The sequence below is a fragment of the Neorhizobium sp. T7_12 genome, assembly GCF_002968535.1.
In the GTDB taxonomy this organism is placed as follows: Bacteria; Pseudomonadota; Alphaproteobacteria; order Rhizobiales; family Rhizobiaceae; genus Neorhizobium; species Neorhizobium tomejilense.
Window position 1 is genome coordinate 69,623 of the sequence record NZ_PVBK01000003.1, and the last position, 24,754, is coordinate 94,376.

25 protein-coding genes are annotated in these 24,754 nt (G+C 62.1%); 10 read left to right on the forward strand and 15 right to left on the reverse strand.

Translation table 11 applies throughout. The annotated features are described in order from the left end of the window. Window positions 1-41 precede the first annotated feature (41 nt). Window positions 42-935: a 3-keto-5-aminohexanoate cleavage protein gene (locus tag C5J26_RS09330; RefSeq protein WP_105401516.1), complete on the reverse strand. Its 894-nt coding sequence runs from the start codon at window positions 933-935 to the stop codon at window positions 42-44. 221 nt (window positions 936-1,156) lie between these two features. Here C5J26_RS09330 and C5J26_RS09335 point away from each other — a divergent pair, with 221 nt between their 5' ends. From C5J26_RS09335 to C5J26_RS09375, 9 genes are all read left to right on the forward strand, one after another. Then, window positions 1,157-1,930 carry an HpcH/HpaI aldolase/citrate lyase family protein gene (locus C5J26_RS09335; RefSeq protein ID WP_046631892.1) on the forward strand — a complete coding sequence of 258 codons (774 nt, stop codon included), beginning with the start codon at window positions 1,157-1,159 and terminating at the stop codon, window positions 1,928-1,930. Window positions 1,931-1,963: 33 nt separating this feature from the next. Beyond that, complete coding sequence (locus C5J26_RS09340; protein WP_105401517.1) at window positions 1,964-2,725, forward strand: SDR family NAD(P)-dependent oxidoreductase; 762 nt, start codon at window positions 1,964-1,966, stop codon at window positions 2,723-2,725. A 240-nt stretch (window positions 2,726-2,965) separates the two neighbouring features. After that, window positions 2,966-3,427: a tripartite tricarboxylate transporter TctB family protein gene (locus C5J26_RS09345; protein WP_105401518.1), complete on the forward strand. Its 462-nt coding sequence runs from the start codon at window positions 2,966-2,968 to the stop codon at window positions 3,425-3,427. A gap of 18 nt (window positions 3,428-3,445) precedes the next feature. After that, on the forward strand, window positions 3,446-4,951 hold the full coding sequence (locus C5J26_RS09350; RefSeq protein ID WP_105401519.1) for a tripartite tricarboxylate transporter permease: 1,506 nt from the start codon (window positions 3,446-3,448) through the stop codon (window positions 4,949-4,951). A 45-nt stretch (window positions 4,952-4,996) separates the two neighbouring features. Further along, window positions 4,997-5,620, forward strand: coding sequence for a nuclear transport factor 2 family protein (locus C5J26_RS09355; protein WP_105401520.1), 624 nt, complete (start codon window positions 4,997-4,999; stop codon window positions 5,618-5,620). 134 nt (window positions 5,621-5,754) lie between these two features. After that, window positions 5,755-6,729: a tripartite tricarboxylate transporter substrate binding protein gene (locus tag C5J26_RS09360; RefSeq protein WP_105401521.1), complete on the forward strand. Its 975-nt coding sequence runs from the start codon at window positions 5,755-5,757 to the stop codon at window positions 6,727-6,729. 113 nt (window positions 6,730-6,842) lie between these two features. After that, window positions 6,843-7,322, forward strand: a complete 480-nt coding sequence (locus tag C5J26_RS09365) for a (2Fe-2S)-binding protein (protein WP_105401859.1) — start codon at window positions 6,843-6,845, stop codon at window positions 7,320-7,322. Further along, window positions 7,322-9,427, forward strand: a complete 2,106-nt coding sequence (locus tag C5J26_RS09370; RefSeq protein WP_105401522.1) for a molybdopterin cofactor-binding domain-containing protein — start codon at window positions 7,322-7,324, stop codon at window positions 9,425-9,427. The genes C5J26_RS09365 and C5J26_RS09370 overlap by 1 nt, the downstream gene beginning before the upstream one ends. 136 nt (window positions 9,428-9,563) lie before the next feature. Continuing rightward, window positions 9,564-10,271, forward strand: coding sequence for a glutathione S-transferase family protein (locus tag C5J26_RS09375; RefSeq protein WP_105401523.1), 708 nt, complete (start codon window positions 9,564-9,566; stop codon window positions 10,269-10,271). Window positions 10,272-10,278: 7 nt separating this feature from the next. Here the strand turns inward: C5J26_RS09375 and C5J26_RS09380 are convergent, their stop codons facing one another. The 9 genes from C5J26_RS09380 to C5J26_RS09420 all read right to left on the reverse strand — a co-directional run bounded on the left by C5J26_RS09380 (window position 10,279) and on the right by C5J26_RS09420 (window position 19,151). Further along, window positions 10,279-10,716: a CoxG family protein gene (locus C5J26_RS09380; protein ID WP_105401524.1), complete on the reverse strand. Its 438-nt coding sequence runs from the start codon at window positions 10,714-10,716 to the stop codon at window positions 10,279-10,281. A 73-nt stretch (window positions 10,717-10,789) separates the two neighbouring features. After that, window positions 10,790-11,494, reverse strand: coding sequence for an ABC transporter ATP-binding protein (locus C5J26_RS09385; RefSeq protein WP_046629602.1), 705 nt, complete (start codon window positions 11,492-11,494; stop codon window positions 10,790-10,792). After that, complete coding sequence (locus tag C5J26_RS09390) at window positions 11,487-12,242, reverse strand: ABC transporter ATP-binding protein (RefSeq protein ID WP_105401526.1); 756 nt, start codon at window positions 12,240-12,242, stop codon at window positions 11,487-11,489. Before C5J26_RS09390 ends, C5J26_RS09385 begins: the two co-directional genes overlap by 8 nt. Continuing rightward, window positions 12,239-13,237 (reverse strand): branched-chain amino acid ABC transporter permease, encoded by a 999-nt coding sequence (locus tag C5J26_RS09395; protein WP_105401527.1) that lies wholly within the window; start codon window positions 13,235-13,237, stop codon window positions 12,239-12,241. The genes C5J26_RS09390 and C5J26_RS09395 overlap by 4 nt, the downstream gene beginning before the upstream one ends. A 10-nt stretch (window positions 13,238-13,247) precedes the next feature. Beyond that, complete coding sequence (locus tag C5J26_RS09400; protein ID WP_105401528.1) at window positions 13,248-14,123, reverse strand: branched-chain amino acid ABC transporter permease; 876 nt, start codon at window positions 14,121-14,123, stop codon at window positions 13,248-13,250. Window positions 14,124-14,144: 21 nt separating this feature from the next. After that, on the reverse strand, window positions 14,145-15,395 hold the full coding sequence (locus tag C5J26_RS09405; RefSeq protein ID WP_105401529.1) for an ABC transporter substrate-binding protein: 1,251 nt from the start codon (window positions 15,393-15,395) through the stop codon (window positions 14,145-14,147). A gap of 35 nt (window positions 15,396-15,430) precedes the next feature. Then, window positions 15,431-17,800, reverse strand: coding sequence for a xanthine dehydrogenase family protein molybdopterin-binding subunit (locus tag C5J26_RS09410; protein ID WP_105401530.1), 2,370 nt, complete (start codon window positions 17,798-17,800; stop codon window positions 15,431-15,433). After that, window positions 17,797-18,294, reverse strand: a complete 498-nt coding sequence (locus C5J26_RS09415; RefSeq protein ID WP_046631867.1) for a (2Fe-2S)-binding protein — start codon at window positions 18,292-18,294, stop codon at window positions 17,797-17,799. Before C5J26_RS09415 ends, C5J26_RS09410 begins: the two co-directional genes overlap by 4 nt. Beyond that, window positions 18,291-19,151, reverse strand: coding sequence for a xanthine dehydrogenase family protein subunit M (locus tag C5J26_RS09420; RefSeq protein WP_105401531.1), 861 nt, complete (start codon window positions 19,149-19,151; stop codon window positions 18,291-18,293). The genes C5J26_RS09415 and C5J26_RS09420 overlap by 4 nt, the downstream gene beginning before the upstream one ends. A 263-nt stretch (window positions 19,152-19,414) precedes the next feature. Here C5J26_RS09420 and C5J26_RS09425 point away from each other — a divergent pair, with 263 nt between their 5' ends. Next, on the forward strand, window positions 19,415-20,038 hold the full coding sequence (locus C5J26_RS09425) for a TetR/AcrR family transcriptional regulator (RefSeq protein ID WP_105401860.1): 624 nt from the start codon (window positions 19,415-19,417) through the stop codon (window positions 20,036-20,038). A gap of 58 nt (window positions 20,039-20,096) precedes the next feature. On the opposite strand, the gene C5J26_RS09430 is transcribed toward C5J26_RS09425, so the two are convergent. From C5J26_RS09430 to C5J26_RS09450, 5 genes are read right to left on the reverse strand one after another with little or no spacing between them, the layout of a single operon-like run. Further along, on the reverse strand, window positions 20,097-20,828 hold the full coding sequence (locus C5J26_RS09430; protein WP_206051167.1) for an ABC transporter ATP-binding protein: 732 nt from the start codon (window positions 20,826-20,828) through the stop codon (window positions 20,097-20,099). After that, window positions 20,821-21,534 carry an ABC transporter ATP-binding protein gene (locus tag C5J26_RS09435; RefSeq protein ID WP_105401532.1) on the reverse strand — a complete coding sequence of 238 codons (714 nt, stop codon included), beginning with the start codon at window positions 21,532-21,534 and terminating at the stop codon, window positions 20,821-20,823. The genes C5J26_RS09430 and C5J26_RS09435 overlap by 8 nt, the downstream gene beginning before the upstream one ends. Continuing rightward, window positions 21,531-22,481 (reverse strand): branched-chain amino acid ABC transporter permease, encoded by a 951-nt coding sequence (locus C5J26_RS09440; protein ID WP_105401533.1) that lies wholly within the window; start codon window positions 22,479-22,481, stop codon window positions 21,531-21,533. Before C5J26_RS09440 ends, C5J26_RS09435 begins: the two co-directional genes overlap by 4 nt. After that, window positions 22,478-23,356, reverse strand: a complete 879-nt coding sequence (locus C5J26_RS09445) for a branched-chain amino acid ABC transporter permease (protein ID WP_046631859.1) — start codon at window positions 23,354-23,356, stop codon at window positions 22,478-22,480. Before C5J26_RS09445 ends, C5J26_RS09440 begins: the two co-directional genes overlap by 4 nt. A gap of 53 nt (window positions 23,357-23,409) precedes the next feature. Further along, window positions 23,410-24,678, reverse strand: coding sequence for an amino acid ABC transporter substrate-binding protein (locus C5J26_RS09450; protein ID WP_105401534.1), 1,269 nt, complete (start codon window positions 24,676-24,678; stop codon window positions 23,410-23,412). Between the last annotated feature and the right edge of the window lie 76 nt (window positions 24,679-24,754).

Here is a 24,754-nt window from a genome sequence, read left to right on the forward strand (position 1 = left end):
TCCGGCGGAGCCGGCCGAGCGACATGCACCGCCGCCAGGATCTAGCGTGGCTTCGGCAGCTGCTTCTTCAGCCCTAGAATTTCTCGCGCCTCGCCGGCGGTCGCGATGGTGCCTCCCAGCTCTCTTAAAATGCGCACGGCTTTCTCCACGAGCACGGTGTTGCTCGCGGCGAGGACACCTTTTTCCAGATAGATGTTATCCTCCAGGCCGACCCGAACGTGGCCGCCCAGAAGCCAGGCCTGCGCCAGCATCGGAAATTCCCAACGCCCCACGCCAAAGGCCGCCCAATGAGCGCCTGCCGGCAGAAGCGACTTCATGTACATCAGCGTTTCCGGCGTGGCGATTGCCCCGTAACGCACTCCGAGCACGATCTGGAATAGCGCCGGCTCCGCCAGCCTCCCCTCCCGAAGGAACTGATTGGCGAGCTGGATGTCTCCCGTATCGAATACTTCGATCTCCGGCAGTACGCCCGCATTGCGAATGATGTCCGCCATGACTGCGAGATTGCGGGGCGTATTGATGACGACGGAAGAACCGGAATACATCGTGTTGAAATCGAGGCTGCAGATCTCCGGCCGCAGGGAAGCGATATGTTCGACCCGATGCTCCGGTCGCATCAGCGTGGTCCCGGGCGCTGAAATCCGCGGTTCGTCTTCGCTGGGGACGAACCGTCCGCCGGGGCCGGTCGTCAGGTTGATGATCACGTCCTCGTCCGCTGCCCGCAGGCGCTCGACAACCTCGCGGTAGTGCTGCAACTCCATGCTGGGCCTGCCGTCCGGATGCCTCACATGGATATGAACGATCGCAGCGCCCGCCCGCGCAGCATCGATGCAGGCAGCGGCGATCTGCTCCGGAGTGACCGGCAGATAGGGGGTCTGGTCGATCGTCGTGATATTGCCTGTGACGGCGCAGCTTATAATGGTCGGATTGGCCAAGGCTTTTGTGTTCCTCGTTGAGCGTCACGCGCGAATGAAGTCGCGCTGTCCTGAGACATTGGCTCGCACCAGAAGCTGCGGATCACAATCGTTATCGTCGGCCGTTTCGCGAGAAGAAACGCCATCCGGGTGGGGAATGTTTCGCAGGGAGAAACGGGACCGCAATTGCCTTCGTTCCTGACAAGGGAATGGCTAGGGATCGGTATCGAAAGGTGGCCCCGATGACAGAACAGCGTCCCGATTTTACCGCATTCCGTGAACGACTGCTGACGCGCCAACGGATGCTCGGCACATTCCTCAAGCTTCCCACGACGCAGGTGGTCGAGATATTAGGGGCGATCGGCTATGATTTCGTGGTTATCGACCAGGAGCATGCCGCGCTCGGGCGCGACATAACCGACCTGATGATCTTTGCCGCTCGTGCATCGAATATCGCGCCCGTGGTGCGCATCGCCGAATTCAGCGAAGCAAACATCCTGTCGGCGCTCGATTCGGGCGCGATGGGGATCATGGTCCCGCATGTCAGCACGGTCGAAAAGGCTCGGGCAATTGCACGCAGCTGCCGATATACGGGAGGTAGCCGAGGTTTTGCCGGGCTGACGCGCGCCAGCAACTGGGGAAGTATCGACGCGGTGCATCATATGTCGCTGCAGGACAGCCGGGTCGCCTGCATCGCCATGATCGAGGATTTTGAAGCCGTTGACCGGACGGCGGATATCGCCAGGGTAGACGGCATAGACGCTTTGTTCATCGGCCGGGGAGATCTGACGGCAGCACATCGAGACGATCCGCAGGCCGGCGCCAAGGTGGCAGAAATCAGCAGGCAGGTCGCGGCGGCGGCACGAGAGGCCGATATTCCGCTCATGATGCTGCCGACCAGCAAGGCCGACTTCAATTTTGCGGCCGAACTCGGCGCGAGTGCGATGTTGGTATCGAGCGACCATGGCTTCATCCGATCGGCCGCCGCCGCCGCTCTCAAGGAATACTCGGCTTAAAATTATTGTCGGCAGGTCTTTTCGGGAGGAAAAATGCCATTGATCGAAGTTCCGGAACTGGCAGTTCCAAGAGTTGCGCTCGTGACCGGTGGAAACAGCGGGATCGGGCGCGCGATCGCCGCGCGGCTCGCCCGGATGGGCACCACCATCGTCGTCGGCTACAACAGCCGCCCGGAGATAGCTGATGACGTCGTCAAAAGCCTTCATGGCAGCGGCCACAGCGCCCTGCGCATCGCGATCGACGATCCGGCATCCGTCGCCGAGGCAGCCGTCGCCGTCGGCGAAAAATTCGACAGCCTCGATGCCCTGATCAACTGCGGGGGTGCGACAACCCCGGTCGCGGCAAACGACCTCGACGTGCTCACCGACGACATATTCGATCGCGCGGTAGCGATAAACCTCAGAGGCCCCTTCGCAATGGTTCGGGCGTTCCGCCCGATGCTGGAACAAGGCAACAACGCCGCCATCGTCAATATCTCCTCCATCGCGGCCCGGACCGGCGTGGGAAGCAGCCTGGCCTATATTGCGGCGAAGGGCGGATTGGATGCGCTGACAATTGCGCTGGCCAAGGTGCTGGCACCCAAAGTTCGCGTTTTCTCCGTTTCGCCCGCCGGCGTGGATACGGATTTTGTTCCTCACCGTACCCGGGACCAACTGCAAAAAGTCGCGGAACGCCTTCCTCTGGCCAGGATCACCGCTCCCGACGATGTCGCGCGGGCAGTGACCGCCTGCATCGTCAACCTCACCAGTTCGACGGGAATCGTCATACCGGTCGACGAAGGCCGCCATCTCTAGCCGCTGAAGCCGCAGATATTTTCACAGGCGGCGCCTTCGGGGGGGCCCTGCCTTCCCGCTGTTTCCGCATCATTGGTCAATCGTCTGGCGAAACAGGTTGCCTGCGACATTGCCAGCTTGAGCCGGCTTTGTATTGTGAACACCTGCGACGTGGCGAGGGGTATTGGTCCGCTTGTTGGACAGACAAATGAGCGCGCATAGTTGCAAATCGACTGAACAACATTTGGATGGGAGCCTCGGATGAAGCTGAGCCAAGACGTTCTACTGGGACTCTTTTTCGTTGTTTTCGGCGTCGTGTCCGTTTCAGTTGCGATGAGTTACCCCTTCGGCACATCAGGTCGGATGGGGCCGGGTTATTTTCCTGTCATCATTTCGAGCTTGCTGGTGTTGACGGGCCTCCTCGTCCTCTTTCGTTCGCAATTCGTCCGGCCGGAAATGCTGCCGGCCATTCGGTGGAAGCCGCTCTTTTTGATCCCCGGCGCGGTCGTGATTTTCGGGCTGGCGGTCGAGACCCTCGGGTTGCCGCTGGCCGTTCTCCTGCTGACGATCCTGACCGCGGCGACGAGCATCAAGTTTCAGATCGGATGGAAGGCCGTCGCAGGGTCTCTCGCCTTTGCCGCGCTCTGCTCCGTCGTCTTCATCGAACTCCTCGGCCTACCCATCCCCATCGTGGGAAGCTGGCTACGGGTTCTCGGTTTCTAATCGCTTTGCAGGATTGACATGGACATTTTCAATGGACTTCTCCTGGGGTTTTCGACGGCAACGACGCTGTCCAATTTCGCCTATTGTTTTGCGGGAGTGCTTCTTGGCACCGCGGTGGGTGTCCTGCCCGGCCTCGGGCCGATCGCGACCATTTCCATGCTCCTGCCGTTCACGTTCGGTCTGCCGGTCGACACAGCGCTGATCATGCTGGCGGGCATCTTCTACGGATCGCAATATGGAGGCTCGACGACTGCGATCCTGATGAATCTTCCAGGAGAGGCTTCATCCGTCGTCACCACGCTCGACGGGCACCAGATGGCAAAACAGGGCAAAGCCGGGCGCGCCTTGGCGGCGGCCGCAATCGGCAGCTTCTTCGCCGGCACGGTGGGAACACTTTTCATCGTGATAGCAGCGCCACTGCTGGCAAGCCTTGCCCTCACCTTCGGGCCTGCGGAATATTTCTCATTGATCATGCTCGGCCTCATCACCTCGATGGTGCTGACCAGCGGATCGCTGCTGACAGCCTTCGGCATGGCGCTGTTCGGCATCATCCTGGGAATGATCGGAACCGACATCAATACAGGGGCCGCGCGGTATACGTTCGGCTCGCCCTACCTGCTCGACGGGCTGGATTTCGTCGTCGTCGCCACGGGCATATTCGGTCTGGGCGACGTCCTCATGAACCTGGAAAACGAACGTTTGCGGGTGGTGGGGGTCGCGCCCGTCAGCAGCCTGTTCCCGACGGCGGAGGACTGGCGCCGGATGTCCGCGCCGATCCTGCGCGGCACCGGTATCGGGGTTCTGCTCGGAGTATTGCCCGGCGCGGGCGTCCTGCTCGCGTCCTTCTCGGCATATGCTCTTGAGAAAAAGATCTCGAAACATCCCGAGCAATTCGGCAAGGGTGCGATCGAGGGGGTAGCCGCACCAGAGGCCGCCAACAACGCCGCAGCGCAAACCTGTTTCATACCAATGCTGACGCTCGGCCTTCCGGGAACCGCGACCATGGCTCTGATGATCGGAGCGCTGGTCGTTCAGGGCGTTCAGCCCGGGCCGGAAATCCTGTCTCAGCAGCCTGCCCTGTTCTGGGGCCTGGTCGTGTCGATGTGGCTTGGCAACCTGATGTTGCTTTTCCTGAACCTTCCGCTGGTGGGCATGTGGGCAAAGCTGATTTCGGTGCCATACCATTTTCTGTTCCCGACGATCTGCGTCTTCATGGCAATCGGCGTCTACAGCATCAACAACAGCGTTTTCGACGTGTACATGATGGCGCTGTTCGGCGTGCTCGGATATTTCTTCAAGAGGATGGGAGCAGAGCCCGCGCCGCTCATCCTCGCCATGATCCTTGGTCCCATGGCGGAAGAATATCTGCGCCGGACGCTTTTGATCTCCCACGGGGATGCAAGCGTCTTCTTCACGAGCCCCCTCAGTCTCGGAACATTGGTCGTCGCCGCCCTGCTGCTCCTGTCGATCGTGTCGCCGCGCTTTCGCAAAGTGCGCGAGGAAGGGCTGCAGGAAGCCGACTGATCGGCACCCACGACCGACATACGCACCAACTTCCAGGAGTTCCCTATGCAACAGGACGACGGCACGCGCCTAAAGGCCCTCCTAGACAGGGAGGAGCTCTTCGATCTCGTGCGCCGCGAACGCTTTGCCCGTGACCAGCGCCGTTTTGACGTGATGAGCGCATGCTTCCACCGCGACGCCTATATCCGGACAAGCTGGTACGAGGGACGCGGTGGCCAGGCCTATGTGGACGCGACGCGCGAGTGGATGAAGGCGACCGGCAACAGCAAACACTGGGTGTTTCCCGCCTTTGCGCAAGTGACCGGGGACCGGGCAACGGTGGAAAGCCCGGCGATGATCTTCAACCGCGCGAGGCCTGACGGCGTCGAGATCGATCTTCATGTCTTCTGCCGGTTCTTCTCCCGTGCCGTGCGAGAGGGCGGGATCTGGAAGCTCCTCACCTTCGAAGTCCTGTTCGAGAGGGATATCGTCAAGCCCGTCAACCCGGCGGAGACACTTCCCATCGACTGGTCCGTCCTGTCGACGATGCGTCCCTCCTACAAGTTCCTGGCATATATCCAGCACACGCGCGGGGTCACGGTAAAATCCGATCTGCTGGGCGACGATCAGCCGGACCAACTCAGCGCTTTTCATGAGGGCGAGGAACGCTGGCTTGCTGGCACGGGCTGACGGCCATCAAGGCTTGCGGTCGAGCGGGCCATTCCAAGCAGCGGAATGGTCTCAGTCAGAGGTTCGCGGTGGCAATCCGGCACGATAGTGTTGCGCCTATAGAACTCGATTCAACGGGTGGGAGGAGACTTGCAATGAACAGGCGGGAATTTATCGTATTGGGCGGCACAGCTGCCATGCTGGCGTCCAGAGGAATTGCGCTGGCCGACAGTTGGCCGAGCAAACCGGTAGTGGTGATCTCGGCCTATCCCCCGGGTGGCACCAGTGACATTATAGCCCGGCTGGTCGCGGATGCCTTGACGGCCAAATACGGCCAGCAATTCGTCATCGAGAACCATGCTGGCGCAGCCGGGGCCCTGGCCGGCGGCAGGCTCGCGCGCGCCGCGCCCGACGGCTACACGATCATGATCAGCGGCAGCGCGCCGATCGCGGCCAACAAGGTGGTGCAAAAGAACCTCGCCTACGATCCGCAGGTGGACTTCACGCCGATCTCGATTGTCGCAGAAAGCCCGGCGCTGCTCAGTGCAAGCGCTTCGGCTCCGGCGAAATCGGTCCAGGAACTGATCGCCTATGCGAGGGCAAACCCTGGAAAGCTGAATATCGGAAATCCGGGCGCGGGGACCAAGGGGCACATAGCCGCTGCCATCATCGGCCAGATGGCCGGCGTCCAGATCAACCATATTCCCTACAAGGGGTCGCCGCCGTTGCTGGCCGATCTGCTGGGCGGACACATCCACTTCGCGCTCGACGCGCCGTCCAACTATCTCCCCCATATCCGCGACGCGAAAATCCGCGGGCTTGCGGTCACCTCGGCCAAGCGAATTCCGGAACTGCCCGAGGTGCAGACCGTCGCAGAACAGGGTCTCAACGGCTACGAGCAGACCCTCTGGTTCGGCGCTGTCGGCCCAAAGGGGATGCCCAAGGAGATCGTGAGCAAGATCCATACCGCCATCAAGGAGTGGAGCGACACGCCGGCAGCGCAGAAGAAGTTTGCGTCGCTCGGACTGACCCCCGTCGTCAATACGCCTGACGAAATGGCCGGCTCGATCGAACGCGAGATCCGGTCGATCGAGCCGCTGGTCAAGGCCGGGCTTGTCGAGCCGACCTAAGCCGCTCGTCGCGGGCGCAGTAGGGCCTTATCGGTGTCGCGGCCGCAATCACTCGGCCGCGACGCCTCTCGGCGGGACTTGGAGTTGCTGGCTCAGGGATGGAATTGAACTGGATGAACGAATGCCTCACTCTCAATGTCAATGGGCAGGTGCATGAGCTGGACGTGCCTTCGACGGCACCGCTTCTGGACGTGCTGCGCAATCACCTGGGCCTGAAAGGCAGCCGGTATGGCTGCGGGTTGGAGCAATGCGGCGCCTGCATGGTTCTGATCGACGGCGTTGCCGCCTATTCCTGCAGCCGGGAGATCGGCACGCTTTCCGGCCGCACGATCACGACGGTCGAAGGCTTGGGCTCGGCGGATGCATTGCACCCGCTGCAGCAGGCATTCCTCGACGAGCAGGCGGGACAATGCGGTTATTGCCTATCGGGCATTCTCATCGCGGCGAAGGCTTTCCTCGATCGCAATCCCGACCCGACGCGGGCCGAAATCGCCGCAGCGCTCGACGCAAATCTCTGCCGCTGCGGTTCGCACCCCCGCATTTTGCGCGCCGTGCTCAAGGCGGCAGCCGACTTGCGTGAGAAGGTAGCCTGATGACCGCGCTTAGCTTCAGCCTGAGGGACAATCCCCGGCTCGACCGCTGGCTTCGCTTCCAGGACGACCACACGGTGCGGATCGGCACCGGCAAGGTGGAACTCGGCCAGGGCGTGCTGACAGCGCTTGCGCAGATCGCGGCCGAGGAACTGGATCTTCGCATTGACCAGGTGCGGATGATGTCCGGCAACAGCGTCGAGGGTCCGGGCGAAGGTTATACCGCCTCGAGCTGGTCCATCGAGCATTCCGGTGCTGCGATCCGGCTTGTCGCAGCGGAAGTCCGTGCACTTGCCCTGGCGCGGGCGGCGCTGCGATTGAACGCGGCACCCGACGAGCTGACCGTCGCGGACGGCGCCTTCTTGAAGAACGGTGCGCCGAGCGGCATCGACTATTGGAGCATTGCCGGAGAACTCGACCTTTCCGCCGAAGCCACCGGCGCGGTTGCGCCAAAACCCCAAAGCGCTCACCGCCTCGTCGGCAGATCTGTCCCGCGGCTGGACCTGCCGGCAAAACTCACCGGATCCGGCTTCATCCAGGACATGATGCTTGCGGGAATGCTGCACGCGCGGACATTGCGCCAGCCCGGGCCGGGCGCGGTGCTTCTGCAACTGGATGAGACGATCATCCGGCGCAGAGCGGGAGGCGACGTCCGCATCGTTCGCCTCGACAATTTCGTGGCATTCGTCGGCACCGACGAGACCGCGGTCCGCGCTGCCGCCATGGCTGCAACCGAATGCGCCGTCTGGGACAATGCCCTCAGTCTCTCACCCGAACAGGCGACGCCGGACTGGGTCGCCTCCCAGCCCTCGGACGACCGTCTCATGGGCGCTCCTTCGCCGGAAAAGGCGACGGACCGTGTCTCCGCGCGCTTCACTCGCCCGTTCCTTTCGCACGGCTCCATCGCACCCTCCTGCGCGATCGCGCTCTACCGTGACGGCATCCTTACCGTCTGGTCCCATGCACAGGGCATGCACCCGCTGCGGGAGAATATCGCAAGGACGCTCGGATTTTCCCTCGAAGCGGTTGCCTGCCATCATGTCCAGGGTGCCGGCTGTTATGGCCATAACGGTGCCGACGACGCCGCCCTGGACGCTGCCCTCGTGGCACGCACGCTGCCCGACCAACCGATCCGCCTCATGTGGCGGCGCGAAGAGGAATTCGGCTACGAGCCACTCTCCTCAGCCATGACCGTCGCCGTCCATGCAGAACTGGACGCGGCCGGCCGGCCCGTCGACTGGACCACGGAAATCTGGAGTGCCACCCATGGCCAGCGGCCCGGTGTCGGCGGCGCCAGCCTGCTTGCCGCCCACGCCATGAAGACACGGCCACCTGCCCGCAAGCCCTTCGACATTCCGCTTGAACGCGGCGGTGGAGCTGCCCGCAACGGCATTCCTCTTTACGATATCGGCCCGAAGCGGATCGAATTGCATCTGATCCACGACGTGCCGGTACGGACCTCGTCGCTGCGTGGCCTCGGCGCGACGCTGAACGTCTTCGCCATCGAAGGCCTGCTCGATGATCTGGCTGGGCGCGCAGGCGAAGATCCGGTTGCATACCGGCTGGCCATTCTTTCCGACCCTCGCGCCCGTCGCGTCCTCGAGAAAGCGGCCGCGATGGCGAACTGGTCATCCCGCGATGCCGGAGGCGCCGGAAGCGGTCTGGGTATCGGCCTCGCCCGCTACAAGAATTCTTCGGCCTATGCGGCGGTCGTCGCCGCCGTCGACGTGGATGAGGCAGTGCGAGTCACGGATATCTGGTGCGCCGTCGATGCCGGGCTCGCCATCAATCCCGACGGAATTCTCAACCAGATCGAAGGCAATATCGTCCAGGCCATCAGCTGGACGCTGATCGAGGAGGTCCGCTTCGGCCCGCAGGGCATCGCGACGCTCGACTGGGAAAGTTATCCGGTCATCCGCTTTTCGCAAATACCCGAGATTCGCGTCGAGCTTGTCGAGGCCAGCGAATACCCGCCGCTCGGCGTCGGTGAATGCGCAGGTGGTCCAACGGCAGCCGCCATCGGCAATGCGGTCGCGCATGCCTTGGGCACACGCATCCATCATATGCCGATGACCCGCGACCGGATCATGGCGGCCCTGATGGCATGACGAGACGGCCGGCGACGACGGTTGGATGCGCGACGGCGGATCCATCGTGTTCGGATTGGGATCTCACTTCATCGACCTTTGGATCGCGCGTCCGGGGAACGCTTCTGATCGCATCAAACAAGAAGGGTAATGGAAAATGACGGATCCATCTGCAGCATCTGGCAGGATATCGAACCCGACGGGCAAATTGATTCTGTTTTACAGTCCCGGAGCCTGTTCGCTGGCATCGCATATCGCCCTGGAGGAGACCGGCAGGCCGTTCAGACCGGTGAGGACGCTGCTCTCGGAAAACCAGCATCTGACCCCGGAATATCTGGCAATCAATCCCCGCGCCAAAGTGCCGGCACTCATCGCGCCGGATGGCAGGGTGATCACCGAGAACACCGCGATATTGACGTATATCGCCTTGACCAGTCCGGACGCCGGCCTGTTTCCGGCCGATATTCTCGACCAGACGCTGTGCATCTCCCAGATGGCCTGGTTTTCGAACACGCCGCATATCTTCCAGAGAGCCAAGTTCAGGCCTTATAGATTCGTCGAAAGAAAGGAAATTTATGACGATGTCCGCAGCAAGGCAGTGTCCTCCTATTGGGAGAGCATGCAGGAGATAGATGGGCTGATTGCCGGCAACGAGTGGATCATGGGCGACCGGTATACGGTCGTGGATCCCTACGCCCTCGTCTTCTATGGCTGGGGACGGAGCAACGGGCTGCCAATGGACACCTTGAAAAGTTTCACGCGGCATCACAACCAGATGCGCGAGCGGGCGGCCGTAAGGGCGGTGCTGGAGCGGGAGGATAACCCCCACTTCAAGTCAGGTGCATCTCCGTTTCAAGCGACGTAAGCCCGCGTTATCCCTCGCGCGATGAGAATGAGACAAAGAACTGGTCGGCGAGCTTCTTCGATGTCGCCTGCACCAGTCTGCCGCCCAATGCTGCAATCTTTCCACCGATATCCACATTGGCGCTGTAGGTCAGGAAGGTGGCATTGCCATCCTGCGCAAGCCTGACAACGCAGTCTCCCTTGGCGAAACCGGCGATGCCGCCATTTCCCTTGCCGATGATGCGGCAGCTCTCCGGCGCCTCGATATCGATGATCTCGACGGTGGCTGCAAAGGTTGCGGAAACCGGACCTATCTTGAGCACGACCTTCGCGTCGAAACTGTTCTCGGCCGTCTGCGTCAGTTCCTTGCACCCAGGAATGCAACGGCGCAGGACATCGGCATCGAAGAGCCTCACCCACACGTCGTCGCGTGGCTCTTCCAGCCGGTACTCTCCAGTGATTTCCATAAAAATATCGCTCTTCGCCGCGCAAGCGACGAAGCCCTTTGTTCGATGATGATCGGGTCGGTGGATTGCGGGCTCAGACCGCGCAGTATCGCTCCTGAATGTCCTTGTCCGCCAGAAGTGTTGCCGCATCGCTGCGGTAGACGATCTCGCCCTGGTCGACGATAACCGCCCGGTCCGCAAGGTTCAGCGCCCATTCGACATTCTGCTCGACGAGGAGCAGCGTCGTCCCCTCCTCCCGCAGCCGCCTGAACAGTGCGCCCATCTCCTCGACCAGCACGGGCATGATGCCTTCCGACGGCTCGTCGAGCAGGATCATCTTCGGCCGGGCGATCATGGCGCGGGCTATCGCCAACATCTGCTGCTCGCCGCCCGACATGGTTACACCTTCCTGGTGCAAACGCTCCTTCAAGCGCGGGAAACTGCGGGCGATCTCGTCGATCGCAGCCGCCTCGTCGATCCGCTTGCGGTCGGCGACAAGCCCCAGCTGCAGGTTTTCCAGCACCGTCAGCCCCCGCACGATACGGCGTTCTTCCGGAACATAGGCGAGGCCGCGGACATAGCGGTCATGGGCCTTTAGCCGGGATATGTCTTCGCCGTTGAACCGGATGGCGCCGGTGGTGCGCGGCATGAGCCCCATGATCGAACGGATGATGCTCGTCTTGCCGGCGCCGTTGCGGCCGACAAGCGCAACGATCTCGCCCGGTTCCACCGCGAACGACACCCCGTGAAGCACATGGCTCGCGCCATACCAGCCGTTCAGGCCTTCGATTTCAAGCATAGCCATCATTTTGTCCCAGGTAGACGCGACGAACCTCGGAGTTCGCCTGGATTTCCTTCGGTGTCCCGTCGGCCAGCAACTGGCCATGGTGAAGGACGAGCACGCGGTCGCTGAGGCCGAGGATCATCTTCATCTTGTGCTCGACGAGCAGGATCGTGCGTTGGGCCGCCAGCTTCTCTATCAGCGCGACCATCTCGCGCGTCTCTTCCGGCCCCATCCCCGCCGTCGGCTCGTCGAGCAGAAGAAGCGCCGGATCGGCCACCAGGGCGATGGCGATTTCCAGCGCTCGCTGCTGTCCATGCGCCAGGAATTTGGCCGGTGTCGCCGCCCGCGCCGACAACCCGACAGATGCGAGCATTGCCGAGGCCCTGTCCTCGCTATCCCTATCGGCACTGCGGTTTGCCCAGATGTTCATCCGGGACCGGAAAGCCTGTGCCGCGACGCGGACGTTCTCGAGGACGGAAAGGTTGGGGAAGATGTTGGTGATCTGGTAGGAGCGGGCGATGCCGCGGTGCACATAATCGTGCTGTGGCACGCCCGCCATATCCGTGCCACGAAACCTGAGCGTACCGCTCGAGGGTTTCAGGGCGCCGGACAGGATGTTGAAGAACGTGCTCTTGCCGGCGCCGTTCGGCCCGATGATGGCGGTGATCTTGCCTTCCTGGAAATCGGCCGTCACATCCTTCAACGCGACCAGTCCGCCGAACTGCTTGCCGATATTGGTGACGCTCATGATAGGTGCGCTCATCGGCTTTTGCCCCAGGCTATCAAGGTGCCCCAGATGCCCTTGGGCAGATAGAGGACGAAGAGGATGAAAATCACGCCGACAATCAGCTGCCAGTTGGATGTCCAGAGCGAGAAAATGTCCTCCATCGAAAGAAACGCCAGCGCGCCGATAAAGGGACCGAAGAAGCTGCCGGCGCCGCCGAGCAGCGTCATCATCACGATCAGGCCAGACGTATGGTAATGGAGCGAATCCAGGGGCACGATCGAAAGATGCATCGCCGATAGCGTGCCTGCGAGCCCACAGAGAATGCCTGAAAGGATGAAGGACAACAGCTTGGTTCGCTCGACATCATAGCCGCAGGCGCGCGCCCGTGTCTCGTTTTCGCGGATCGCCTCGATCACCGCGCCGAAAGGCGAATTCAGGACCCTCGACACGAACCAGAGCGCCGCCGCGACCACGATCATGATCGCGTAGTATTTCACGAGAGGATCGAGGAAATTTACCGAGAAACCGGGAAGGTGCAGCGTGCTGACCGTAAAGCCGCGCAGACCGTTTTCGCCGCCGGTCCAGGAGGAGGCTTGCAGCGCCGCATAATAGACGAGCTGTGCCAGCGCGAGCGTCACCATCGAGAAGTAGATGCCACGCGTGCGGATGGCGAGCACCCCCATGACCGTCGCAAGCAGGCCCGAAACCAGCACGCCGATCAACATCGCAATGAACCAGTGGATCCCGAAAGCACCGATCGCGATACCCGTCGCATAGGCTCCGGCGCCGAAGAAGGCCGCGTGACCGAAGGAGAGCAGGCCGGTGTAACCAAAGAGCAGGTTGTAACCGACCGCGACAAGGCCGTAGATCAACACGTTGACGGCCAGCGCCTGCGAGGGCAGCACCCAGGGCAGGATGCAGAGCGCCAGGATTGAAAGCGGCACCCGCCAGCGGCTGACATTGGAAAACCGTGTCGCGAAGCTGCGTCGGGCGGGCGCCGGGACAAGTTCCGCATTTCTGATGACGGACATGGCGGTCTCCCTACAGGCCAGGTGCGGCGCGGCCATAAAGGCCGTTCGGGCGCACCAGCAGAATGAGCGCCATCAGCGCGAACATGACGATCGTCGCCATTTCCGGGGCGAAGAGCGATGTCATGCTGACCGAGACGCCGACGATGAGGCCGGCAATGACGGCGCCGGGAAGCGAGCCCATGCCGCCGATCACCGTCACCACGAAGGCTTCGGCCAGCACAAGCGTGCCCATTTCCGGGCTGACATTGCGCATCGGTGCAGCAAGCACACCGCCGAGTGCGGTGATGCCGACCCCGATACCGAACACGATCAACCACAATCTGCTGATATCGACGCCCAGCACCCGCATGATCAGCGGATCGGCGGAACCCGCCCTGACGATCAGGCCGAATTTCGTCTTTTCGAGGCCGATCCACAGCAGCAACAGGACGGCGACAACCACGCCGATGACGAAAAGCCGGTAGAGCGGGAAAAAGCCGATGCCGAGGTTCACCACGCCGCGAAGGGCTGCCGGCGTCGAGAACGGAATGCCGTCGGTGCCGAAGAATATGCGCACCGCCTCGACCAGCACGTAACCAAGACCGAAGGTGAGAAGCAGCGGATCGTCCGGCGAGCGGCCATAGAGAGGACGGATGAGGAAACGCTCGATCAGCATGCCGAACAGGCCGATCATGACCGGCGCGATCAGGAGAGCCCACCAGAAGCTCCCCGTCAGGCCGGCCACGTAGAGCCCCGCATAGGCTCCCACCATGAACAGCGCACCATGCGCGAAATTCACGATGCCGAGCATGCCGAAGATGATCGACAGGCCGAGCGCAACCATGATCAGGACCGCGCCCAGCGCGAGGCCCGAAAACAGCTGCATTGCAATCAATTGGACAGTCATGACCTCATCCGTCCCAGGGTATCAGCTCTTGAAGCCGAGTTCGGAGCAGGTTCGCAAAACGCTCTCCGATGCAGGTTCCGCGGCGACGATCTTGAAAAGATCGGCATCCGATTTCATCGCGCTTTTCGCCTTGGATTCCAGGACGAGTACCGATTGCATCGACTGGTGGTCGCACTTGCGGTAGGACTGCTCTCCCTTGGCGATATCATATTTCAGCGCTTCCAGAGCCGCGATGACCTTCTGTGGCTCCGTCCCGCCTGCCTTTTCGATGGCCATCAACAGCGAAGCGACGCCGGTATAACCGTAGGCTCCGTAGTCGGTCGGGATCGTGCCCTTGTACATGGCCCTGAAGGCGTCGTTGAACGCCTTTGCGGAAGGCACCGTTTCTTCCAGGCCCCAGTAATAGTTCGCGCCGCCGATGACACCTTCGAAGACTTCGGGATCGACCGCAAGCCGCTGGTTGTGCAGCAGCACCGGCACGACGATCTTCATCTGGTCCTTCACGCCGAAATCCACCGCCTGCTTGATGGAATTGGCCTGGTCGCGGCCGAAATTGCAGATGCAGAGGATGTCTGCGCCTGATGCCAGGATGGTCGGGATGAAGGTCGAATAGTCCGCCGCGCCGAACGGGTGCAGGATTTCGCTGACCGTCTGCGCACCGATTTCCTTGGCTGCCCGCCTGAAACCGCGCAGCATCTCGTGGCCGTAGGCATAGTCGGCAACAAGATAGGCGACCTTCGAACCCTTCTTGAAACTGTGCTTGGCGACAACCGCGGTCGTCATCGTCGGATTGAGCGCCTCATGGAACGTATAGGGGCTGAAATCCTTGGTCTCGTTGATGGTGTCCGACTGGCTGATCGAGATGTACAGCATGTTGCGGGCACGGGTCACCTCGTTGACCGCAAGCTGTACGGCGCTCGAAAGTGCGCCGACCACCGCATGGACCTTGTCCTTTTCGATCAGTTCGAGCGTGCGGGTGGCGGCTTCGCCGGCATTCAGCTTGTCGTCGCGCACCAGGAGCTCGACCTTGCGGCCGGCAATTCCACCCTTGTCGTTGGCGAGCTTTACCGCCAGCTGGGCGCTGCGGACCTGGTCGTTGGCCTCGGCGGCGAACGGGCCGGTCAAAGGCGTCGGAAACCCGATGCGGATGGTTTCCGCCTGCGCCCGGGCTATCCATGGCATCGAAAGTGTTCCAGCCACGCCGGCCAACCCGATAAGGGCTGCACGGCGGCCGATCGGCCTCAAAGCCGGCTTCTCAATTCCGTTTGTCATCCTGTCCTCCTCCTGACATCGGATCGTTGTTGCATTCAGATCGTGCCGAGCGCCCTCAATATGCGCGTCGGCGTCATCGGTATCTGCGTCAGCACCGCGCCGTGACCCACAAGCGCATCGTTGACGGCATTCATCGCAGCGGCGGATGCCGCCGCCGTCCCTGCTTCGCCGCAGCCCTTTGCACCGAGTTCGGTGTCCCGGGTCGGCGTTTCGACGTGGGAAATCTCGATATCCGGCATCTCGCAGGCCATCGGCACGAGGTAATCGGCAAGCGAGCCGTTGGTGAGCTGACCTTCCTCGTTGTAGAGGCATTCCTCGAAAAAGGCCGCGCCCAGTCCCTGCACCACGCCGCCCCGCACCTGTTCGTCCACCAGCAGCGGATTGATGATGCGGCCGCAGTCCTCGACCACCCAATGCTTGAGAATCTTCACGAAGCCGGTCTCCGCATCCACTTCGACCAGGCAGCCCTGGGCTCCGTTCGTGAATGCGAACGGATAACCCTGCGGCGCATAGTGATGCACAACGGAAAGCTGCGCCTGGGTTTCGGGCGGCAGCGTGTCCGACCGGAAGAAGGCGATGCGCGCGACTTCCGAGAGGCTAACGCGCTGCTGGCCCGTGACCGCCTCGACGATCCAGTCGGCGCGGATATCAAGCTCGCCCGGTTGCGCCTGCAGGATGAGACCCGCAACGGCGAGCAGATTTGCCTTCAGCTTGCGCGCCGCCTGCAGCGCCGTTTCGCCGCCGATGCCCGCTCCACGACAGGCCCAGGTGGCACCCCCATGGGGTGTCGTATCGGTGTCGCCGGTCATCACCCGGACTTTTTCCCGATCGATGCCGAGCTGGTCCGCGACGATCTGACCGATGATGGTCTCCGTCCCCTGCCCCTGTTCGGTCACGGAAATCGAACAATGCACCTCGCCGGACGGCGTGAGCTTGAGGATGGCGCCGTCCTGCGCGGAAATCCGCGCGCCACCGACCCCATAAAAAGCCGGGCTCGGGTTGGTGATCTCCACGAAAAGGGCGATACCGATGCCGCGCAGGATGCCGTTCTGCCGCTGATCGGCCTGCTCCGCACGAAGAGCGTCGTAGTTCATGATCGACTTCAGCCGCGCGAGACAGACCTGGTGGGAGAGCTTTTCGAACTGGTACCCGGTCGGCGATGTGCGGGGATAGCTGCTGTCGGGAATGAGATTGCGCTCGCGGATTTCAAACGGATCGAGGCCGAGTTCGCGCGCCGCGGCATCGACCAGGCATTCCGTCACCGCGCAGGCAATCGGATGCCCGACGGCGCGGTACTGGCTGGTCTGCACCTTGTTCTGGAACACGACCGAAAGATTGGCGCGATAAGAAGAGAAGTCATAAGGGGCACCCATCAGGCGGATGACCTGGTTTCCCTCGACCGCGCTGGTGCGCGGGTAGCTCGAAAAGGCACCGATCGCGGTTAGGTCGTCTACATCCATGGCGGTGATGCGACCGTCCCTGTCGAGGGCAAGACGCCCGGTTATCCGGTGATCGCGGGCATGAATATCCGAGACGAAGGATTCCATCCGGTCGGCGACGTATTTGATGGGGCGACCGAGCCGGATCGACGCGCCGACGACCGCCATCTCCTCGTGATAGACATGCAGTTTCATTCCGAACGAACCGCCGATATCCGGCGCGATGACGCGGACATTGGCTTCCGGAATGCCGTAGTGGCGGGAATAGACATCCTGGAACTGATAGGGTGTCTGGGTCGCGTGGTGGGCAGTCAGCCGGTTCTCGCTCGGATCGTAATCGGCAACGATGGCGCGCGGTTCGAGTGTCACCGCCGTGTGCCGGCCGAAAACGAAGCTCTGCTCGACCGTCGTGTCCGCTGCATCGAATGCCTCCTCGACGCCGCCGCTGTCGAGTTTCGTGGCAAAGCAGATATTGTCGGCGAGCTCTTGCGACATCGCCGGGGCAGACATGGCCTCGACCGGGTCCGCCAGTGCCGGGAGCTCCTCGATATCGACGATCACCAGCTCGGCGGCATCTTCGGCGATTGCCCTGCTGTCGGCGACGATGAGAACGACCGGCTGCCCTGACCACATCACCTTTTCAAGAGGTAGCGGCACTTGCGGCGGAGACTTCATGTTGCTGAAATGCTCGAGCGTTCCGGTCCAGGGCGCGCAGATCGATGCCAGGTCCTCACCCGTGAAGACGGCGCGAACGCCGGAGAGGGCCTTTGCCTCATCGATATCGATCGAAACAATGTTTCCATGCGCATAAGGGCTGCGGACGAAAGCCGCATGCAACATGCGCGGCAGCACGAGGTCGGTCACGTACCGCCCCCGGCCTTCGAGCAGACGCTTGGCATTCGGTCGCGATACCGAGCGGCCGATATAGGAGTTAGGCCTGTCGATGGAGCCGGCGAACGCGTTCATGCCTTCTCCTCCTCCATATGCTGCCGGCGCTGTCTCGCCGTCGTTTCGATCGCATCGACGATCGCTTCGTAACCGGTACAGCGACAGTAGTTTCCGGAGAGCGCGTCACGGATGCCGTCGCGATCGGGCTCGTCGCCGGACGCCAGAATCCCGTAGGCGCTCACCAGCATGCCCGGAGTGCAGAAGCCGCATTGCAAGGCATTGCGCTCATGAAACGCCTTCTGGAGGTCGTCGATCGCTCTGCGATGGGTCAGGCCCTCGATCGTCTCGACGGCGCAGCCATCGGCCTGCACCGCAAACATCAGGCAGGCATGCACCGGTCGGTCGTCCAGCAGTACCAGGCAGGCGCCGCAGACGCCCATTTCGCAGCCCGTATGGGTGCCGGTGAGCTGGATGTCCTGCCGCAGGAAATCGGCAAGCGTGGTGCGCGGCGCAACCAGCGCCTCGATTGTCTCGCCGTTCACGGCCAGCGAAATCGCCACCTTGCCGCTCATCGGCTTGCCTCCAGCCGGCCGAGCAGCCTTCCGAGCAGCACCCTTGCAAGATGCCGGCGCATCTCCGGAGGCGTATGCTCGTCGCCGACCGGATCAAGCTCCGTGCCGAGTACGTCCTGTGCCTGCCGGATCGCCTCCGGCGTCAACTGCCGCCCGGTCAGCGCGGCTTCGACCGCACGCACCCTGACCGGCGTCGAGCCCACCGAAAGGAAGGCAATCCGCATGCGTTCGACAAAACCGCCCTGCATCTGCGCATCGATGCCCGCCCCGACGATTGCATAATCGCCGCGCCGACGGGCCAGTTCGTCAAAGGCCGTCCGGGTTTTCGCGGTTGCCAAGGGTACGTATACCGCGGTGACGATCTCGCCCGGCTGAAGCGCCGTTTCATAGAGATCGATGAAGAAATCCCCGGCACCAACGCGGCGGCTGCCTTCAACGGAGGCAATTTCAATGAAAGCATCAAGCGCCAGCGCCATGGCGGGAAATTCCGATGCGGGATCGGCAAGCGCCAGGCTGCCGCCGAATGTGCCCTTGTTGCGGATCGCCGGGTGCGCCACGAAAGGAGCCGCCTTTGCAAGCAGCGGCGCATGTTCCCGCACGAGATCCGAGTCGAGAATTTCGCAGTGGCGGGTGGTTGCGCCGATGCGCAGATGACCGCCGGCGATGGAAAGACCGCGCAGTTCGTCCAGGCGAGCGATATCGATGAGAAGGCCGGGGGCCTGCAGCCGAAGTGCCAGCGCCGGAACGAGACTCTGCCCTCCCGCAATATAGCTCGCATCACCATCCGCGCTGACGAAAGCTTCCAATGCTTCCTGCACGCATTTCGGGCGCATGTAATCGAAAGCTCTCGCCTTCACCGGCTCCTCCCACGTGGCCTTCCGGATTTGTGACCACTTGGTTACAATATTTCGCACGTCGATCCGCTGGTCAAGAAAAATAACCAACTGGTCTCAAATAAAATTACCACTTGGTCTCAAACGCCCGCCGCGCTATCGCTATGGGAAATGGGTTGCCGGTGACTCGGTGACGGGCATGGCAGATCAGGGCAGGCATGACGGATCAGCAGAAGAGCCTTGAACGCGAAGGTGGCGGAGAAAAACCGCGGCGTCCCAAGCAATACATGCGGGCGAACGAGCGCGAACAGTTCATCTTGGACGAGGCGGTCCGCTTCTTCGCCGAGCATGGCTTCGAGGGCCAGACCCGCGAACTCGCCAAGCGCATCGGCATCACCCATTCGGCGATCTATCGGCATTTTCCCAGCAAGGAAGCCTTGATCGAGCGGGTCTACGAACATGTCTATCTCAGCCGCTGGGACGATAGCTGGGCCGGCCTCATCATCGACCGCAGCCGGTCATTGGAAAGCCGGCTGACGGAATTTTATCTGCGATATGTGGAACGCGTCTTCCACTACGACTGGGTCAGGATCTTCGTCTTTTCCGGCCTCAAAACCTTCGACATCACGACGCGCTATCTCGACATCGTGCGCCGGCAGATCATCGAGCCTGCCTGCCTGGAACTCCGCCACGAACTGGGCCTGCCAGGCCCGGACGAGGCGCCGCTTTCCGAGCGGGAGACCGAATTGTTCTGGGGTCTCCACGGCCGCATCTTCTATCTGGCGATCCGTCGGTTCGTCTATGCGACGCCCACCCCGGAATCTCTGGACGAGATCGTCCGCGACGGCGTCAGAAGCTTCATGCTGGGTGGCCCCGCAATCGCAAAGGCAATCGTTCAACGGAAACCCTAGCGCGCGTCCGCCTGAATGCCGCCGGGCCGATGATCTCGGCGGTTCCGCCGTGCCGCCCCTAATGGGCGCCCAGCATGGCGCGGCGGATCTCGTCATGGGCGATCTCGCCGTCAGAACGCTTGAACTCCCGTTGAATGCTGCCATGGGAAAGCACATAGGCGCGCGACGACACGTCGATCGCCTGGAAGAAGCTCTGCTCCGCCATCAGGATCGTCATATTGCTCTTCTCGCGCAGCTGGGTGATGGCATTCAGCACGTCACGCACGACGATCGGCGCCAGGCCCACCGAGGGTTCATCGATGATGATGATCTTCGGCGCCGTCATCAGCGAACGGGCGATCGCCAGCAATTGCTGCTGCCCGCCGCTCATGGTCGAGGCGATCTGCCTGCGGCGCTCCAGAAGCAGCGGAAAGGTTTCGAAACAATAGGCGAGGTTCTGCTTCATCCGGTCGCGGACCCCGGGGTTGCTGCCCGCGAGCTTGAGATTGTCCTCGACCGAGATGTTCGGCACGAGGCGGCGACCTTCCGGGACGATCGACAGGCCGAGGCGGACGATCTCGTGCGGTTGAAGTTTCGTGAGGTCCGTGTTCTTGCCGTTCCATTCGAGCACGATCCGACCCGCGCTTGCCCGCACGAAACCGAGGATGCAGTTGAGCAGCGTGCTCTTGCCGTTGCCGTTCATGCCGAGCAGCGCGACCATCTCGCTCTCGTTCAGTTCCAGCGAGACCTTTCGCAGAACCGAGACGGCGCCGTAACCGGCCGACAGGTTTTCAATAATCAGCCTATTCACCGAAATACACCTTCTGAACGAGCGGGTTTTCGGCGATCTCGGACGAGGTTCCCGCCGCGATCAGGCGGCCGGTCTCGAAGCAGACGACCCGCTGCGAAAAGCGCATGACCGCATGCATGATGTGTTCGATCATGATCACCGCGACGCCTGACCGGTTGAGCGCGAAAAGGATCGCCAGCACTTCATCAATCTCTTCCTCCGACAGGCCCGCCATCGCCTCGTCGGCGATCAGGACCTTCGGATTGCCGACAAGCGCGCGGGCCAGTTCCAGCTTGCGCAATTCGAGCTGGGTCAGCCTTTCGGACGGATCCGAGAGGCGGCCCGACAGCCCGACGCTCGCAAGCACCGACCTTGCCCGGTCATGCTTGCTGCCCTCGACATGGCAGTAGTCGAGTGGAACGAGCAGGTTTTCAAACACGGTCATGCCGGTGAATGGCCGTGGGATCTGAAAACTGCGGGCGATGCCCATCCGGGCTCGCTTATGGGCCTGGAGATGCGAGATGTCCCGGCTCTCGAAAAACACCGATCCGCTGTCGGGGCGGTAGACGCCGGTGATGCAGTTGATGAGCGTCGTCTTGCCGGAACCGTTGGGGCCGATGATGCCGAGCCGCTCGCCGGCGCCGACATCGAGATCGACGGGACCGAGCGCGCGGAACGATCCGAACCGTTTTTCGACGCCCCTGAGGGAGAGAACCGGCTCCGTCATGGTCTTGCCCTGCCTTTATTGCGGCCGAAGAGATCGGAAATGCCGCCGGGAGCAAAGGCCACGAAGGCGATCAGGACCGCGCCGACGAAGAGAATGTTGAGTTCGGAGGATATGGTGACCGTGGCGATCTGCTGCACCGAGGCGAGCAGAAGAGCGCCGATCACCGGGCCGACCCAGGTTCGGGTGCCGCCGATCAGCGGCATGGCGATGGCGTTCAATCCGATGATCAGGCTGAAGGCGGTGACCGGTTCGACAAACGACGTGTAGAACGGATAGGGCGCACCGGCCGCGGCAAGCACCGCGCCGCTCAGGGCGCAGGCGACCAGCTTGAGGCGAAGCGTCGGCACGCCGGAGCATTCCGCGGCGTCCTCGCTTGCCCGCACGGCCCTCAGGCCACGACCGATCCAGGAAATCTCCACCCAGCGGGCGAGCGCAACGCTGGCGACGGCGATCACCACCATGACGGTGAAATTGTATTGCGATGGCCCGGGACTCCAGGCAGGCGGCCGCGGGGCGTAGACGGCCATGCCGCTCGCCCCGCCGAGCCCGGAGATATTGTGCACGATGGTTTCGAGGACGACGACGAGGCCGAGCGTGGCGATGGCGAAATAGACTCCCTGGATACGCAATGTCAGGTAGCCCATCAGCACGCCGAGAACGGCGCCGACAATCGCCGCGGCCAGGATGCAGAGCGGCAGCGGCAGGCCGAATGTGGTGAACAGGAATGCCGACAGATAGACGCCGGCGCCGAAGAAACCGGCCGCGCCGAAATTGATGTAGCCGGCATAACCGCCGAGAATGTTCCAGCCTGTGGCGATCGTCACATATTGAAGGACCACGTAGCCGGCAAAGAAATAGAACGGGTTCCTGAGCAGCCACGGCATCAGGAAGCCTAACGTAAGCACGATGATGGCGCCCGCGAGGAACAGGAGGGAATTCTTTTTCATCGCGCAGCTCCGAACAGGCCCTGCGGGCGGAGGGCGAGGCCCAGCAGCAGGATCGCAAAGGCGACGCCGGGGGACCAGGAAGGGTTGAGGTAGCTGGAGACCAGCGCTTCGGCGATGCCGATGATGATGGCGATCACCAGGCTGCCGGGAATGGACCCCATGCCGGCGAGCACCACGATCGCGAAGACGCGGCCGATCTGGTAGCGCCCGGCAAAGGGTTCGATCGGGCCGACCATGATCAGGGCGGCTCCGGCGATGACGGCGGTCGCGGTGGCAATGCCGAACGCGTGCCGCTTGACCGAGGCCGGGTTGAGCCCGGCGATCGAAAGCGCCCGCTCCTCATGGGCAACGGCGCGGATTGCCGTGCCGGAACTGGTGCGGCTGAGATAAAGCCACACGGCAGCGATCGTCACGGGGGCGAAAAGCGCGGGGATCAGCAGCCGGTAGGGAACGGTGAGAACGCCGAGCTTGAAGCTCGAGCCGATATAGGAAACGCTGACGGACTTGAGCTCGGAACCGAAGCCGAGCGACAACAGGATCTCGATCACCAGCGAAAGGCCGAAGAACAGCGTCAGGCTCTGCAGCACGTTGGCGCCGCCCTTGCGTTCGAAAACCGCCGAGTAGAAGGCGTAGAGCACGACCCCGAGCAGATAGAAGGGCACAAGGCCGATCACCGCCGCGACGATCGGATCGAGCCCCCATTGGGCCAGCGTGTAGACGAAGAACGCGCCGGCGACGACGAGCGTCGGATGGGCGATATTGGGGATGTGGAGAATGCCGAAGGTGATCCCGAGCCCCAGGGCGAGCGATGCATATACGCTCCCCAGCAGAATGCCCGTCACGATGGCGTTCAGCAGAATGTCGATCGATAGCATTGATAGGGGCCCTTGAGCCGGCCTTGCGCCGGCTCTCTGGATCGGTTGAAGGATTAGCTGGCGCGCGCCTTGTTATAAGGCGCGGCAAGATCGCCCGTCTTCAGGGATGGCGGGTCGAGAATGACCTGGTGACCCGGATTGCGGAACTGTTCGAGATCGTTGCCCTTGATGCCGCGCAACTGCACCATCAGGACGCGGCGTTCCTTCCAGTCGCCGATCTCGGTAAAGGCGATCTTGCCGGCGATGGTCTCGACGGCGTTGGCATGCAGGAAAGCTGCCATCTTAGCCGGGTCGACGGAATTCGAACCCTTGATCGCAGCCGCCGCCAGCTGGCCGGCGACATAATAGAAGGGCGGAATGTAAAACCCGAGCGGATCGACGCCCTGCTTGACGGCAATCGGCGTATACCGGTCGAAAAAGCTCTTGATCGCCGGTGTCTGCATGGTGGGCTCCGGAACGAAGGTATGCGAATTCACCAGCCCGTTGAGTTCGGGACCGAGCGAACGGAGCAGCGCCCCGTATTGCGGGCCGATCATGGCACCGCCGAAGAGTTTCACCTTGTCGGAAATGCCGATTTCCTTGACGCCGCGGATGATCGCCGTGCTATCGGCCGGATAGGAGGCGATGAAGATCGCCTCCGGGTCCCCCGCATTGATGTTGCGGATCATCGAAGAGAAGTCGGACGTGTTCGGGGGGTAGCTCTGATTGAACACCACCTCCATGCCGTATTCCTTGGCGACTTCCGCGCCGCCTTTCGCGGCATTTTTCGAAAATTCTAGATCGGCATTGATGATGGCGATCTTCTTGACCCCTTGCGCCTTGGCAAGGTCGAAGAAGCCGCGGGCCCAATCCCGGCCGGAGTTCGGCCCCCACGGGCCGCTGTGGAAGAACTTGTCGTGCTTGGCGACATCGTTGCCGGCAAGGCCGAACATGCCGATCATGAACAGGTCGCGCTGCTTGATGAAGGGCATGACCGGCGCAGAAAGGTTGGCACCGTAGGGCGAAAACAACACGTCGCAGGCGTCCACGTCGACGAGCTTCGAATAGATCGCCGGCACGTTGGCGGCACTGCTCTGGTCGTCGTAGATGACCAGTTCGACCTTGCGGCCGAGAAGCCCGCCTGCCGCGTTGACGTCGTCTCGCCAGAGCTCGTACCCGATCTGGCCATTCTTGGTGCTCGCCAGCGGACCGGTCAGCGACACGCTGGCGCCGACCCGGATCGGCTTGTCCTGCGCAAATACCTTGCTCCCCAGGATTGCCGGCGCGGCAAGACTCGCAGCCGTTACCGCCATGAGCTTGTGAAACTGACGCCTTGTCTTCATAGCTTTTCCCTCCCAAGAAAATTCGCTAGACGAATAAATATTCGCATAACGATAGGCAGCAGGTCTTGCGCTTGTC

Excerpts from the sequence above, each read along its gene's own strand:
- C5J26_RS09350 (WP_105401519.1), top strand. The coding sequence starts at position 3,446 with ATGGACATTTTCAATGGACTTCTCCTGGGGTTTTCGACGGCAACGACG.
- C5J26_RS09395 (WP_105401527.1), bottom strand. The coding sequence starts at position 13,237 with ATGTCCGTCATCAGAAATGCGGAACTTGTCCCGGCGCCCGCCCGACGC.
- C5J26_RS09340 (WP_105401517.1), top strand. The coding sequence starts at position 1,964 with ATGCCATTGATCGAAGTTCCGGAACTGGCAGTTCCAAGAGTTGCGCTC.
- C5J26_RS09440 (WP_105401533.1), bottom strand. The coding sequence starts at position 22,481 with ATGAAAAAGAATTCCCTCCTGTTCCTCGCGGGCGCCATCATCGTGCTT.
- C5J26_RS09415 (WP_046631867.1), bottom strand. The coding sequence starts at position 18,294 with ATGAGCGGCAAGGTGGCGATTTCGCTGGCCGTGAACGGCGAGACAATC.
- C5J26_RS09360 (WP_105401521.1), top strand. The coding sequence starts at position 5,755 with ATGAACAGGCGGGAATTTATCGTATTGGGCGGCACAGCTGCCATGCTG.
- C5J26_RS09345 (WP_105401518.1), top strand. The coding sequence starts at position 2,966 with ATGAAGCTGAGCCAAGACGTTCTACTGGGACTCTTTTTCGTTGTTTTC.
- C5J26_RS09410 (WP_105401530.1), bottom strand. The coding sequence starts at position 17,800 with ATGAACGCGTTCGCCGGCTCCATCGACAGGCCTAACTCCTATATCGGC.
- C5J26_RS09405 (WP_105401529.1), bottom strand. The coding sequence starts at position 15,395 with ATGACAAACGGAATTGAGAAGCCGGCTTTGAGGCCGATCGGCCGCCGT.
- C5J26_RS09400 (WP_105401528.1), bottom strand. The coding sequence starts at position 14,123 with ATGACTGTCCAATTGATTGCAATGCAGCTGTTTTCGGGCCTCGCGCTG.
- C5J26_RS09375 (WP_105401523.1), top strand. The coding sequence starts at position 9,564 with ATGACGGATCCATCTGCAGCATCTGGCAGGATATCGAACCCGACGGGC.
- C5J26_RS09435 (WP_105401532.1), bottom strand. The coding sequence starts at position 21,534 with ATGACGGAGCCGGTTCTCTCCCTCAGGGGCGTCGAAAAACGGTTCGGA.
- C5J26_RS09380 (WP_105401524.1), bottom strand. The coding sequence starts at position 10,716 with ATGGAAATCACTGGAGAGTACCGGCTGGAAGAGCCACGCGACGACGTG.
- C5J26_RS09390 (WP_105401526.1), bottom strand. The coding sequence starts at position 12,242 with ATGAGCGCACCTATCATGAGCGTCACCAATATCGGCAAGCAGTTCGGC.
- C5J26_RS09450 (WP_105401534.1), bottom strand. The coding sequence starts at position 24,678 with ATGAAGACAAGGCGTCAGTTTCACAAGCTCATGGCGGTAACGGCTGCG.
- C5J26_RS09425 (WP_105401860.1), top strand. The coding sequence starts at position 19,415 with ATGCGGGCGAACGAGCGCGAACAGTTCATCTTGGACGAGGCGGTCCGC.
- C5J26_RS09365 (WP_105401859.1), top strand. The coding sequence starts at position 6,843 with ATGAACGAATGCCTCACTCTCAATGTCAATGGGCAGGTGCATGAGCTG.
- C5J26_RS09370 (WP_105401522.1), top strand. The coding sequence starts at position 7,322 with ATGACCGCGCTTAGCTTCAGCCTGAGGGACAATCCCCGGCTCGACCGC.
- C5J26_RS09355 (WP_105401520.1), top strand. The coding sequence starts at position 4,997 with ATGCAACAGGACGACGGCACGCGCCTAAAGGCCCTCCTAGACAGGGAG.
- C5J26_RS09385 (WP_046629602.1), bottom strand. The coding sequence starts at position 11,494 with ATGCTTGAAATCGAAGGCCTGAACGGCTGGTATGGCGCGAGCCATGTG.
- C5J26_RS09335 (WP_046631892.1), top strand. The coding sequence starts at position 1,157 with ATGACAGAACAGCGTCCCGATTTTACCGCATTCCGTGAACGACTGCTG.
- C5J26_RS09445 (WP_046631859.1), bottom strand. The coding sequence starts at position 23,356 with ATGCTATCGATCGACATTCTGCTGAACGCCATCGTGACGGGCATTCTG.